Origin of the sequence: Pseudoalteromonas sp. GW168-MNA-CIBAN-0100 (assembly GCF_040309225.1) — a bacterium.
Lineage (GTDB): Bacteria > Pseudomonadota > Gammaproteobacteria > Enterobacterales > Alteromonadaceae > Pseudoalteromonas > Pseudoalteromonas arctica.
Window position 1 is genome coordinate 1 of the sequence record NZ_JBEOOL010000197.1, and the last position, 384, is coordinate 384.

The following is a 384-nucleotide window of genomic DNA, read 5'->3' on the forward strand; positions in this document are numbered from 1 at the left end:
GGTGTAATTTTACTGCCAATAGTCGCTATATTTTCGTTTGTAATGGTGGTTATTGCCGCGGTTAAAGCCAATGATGGTAAAGAGTTTGACTACCCGTTGAGTTTAAATTTGATAAAATAGCAATGTCGGTTTGTTAATAGCGTATTTTAAACCCAGCTTTTGCTGGGTTTTTTTTTATTTACTTCCTATTGTTAAGGATACTATGCTTTATCTCACGCTATTTTTTAGCGCTTTTATATCGGCTACTTTATTGCCCAGCTCGTCAGAGGTGGTAATGGTAGCTATGATGACCCAAGGTAAAGTAAATTTATTGTTGTTATGGCTAGCTGCCACTTTGGGCAATGTATTAGGGAGCTGCGTTAATTACTGGTTGGGTACTCAAGT

1 protein-coding gene and 1 pseudogene are annotated in these 384 nt (G+C 37.5%); both read left to right on the plus strand.

Annotated features, from left to right (window positions below; all coding sequences use genetic code 11):
• On the plus strand, positions 1-120 hold a 120-nt coding region (locus AAEY62_RS20705; RefSeq protein WP_350636150.1), incomplete at its 5' end, for a magnetosome magnetite crystal formation protein family.
• Between the two features lie 82 nt (positions 121-202).
• Positions 203-384: pseudogene (locus AAEY62_RS20710) on the plus strand (DedA family protein); the annotation flags it as partial.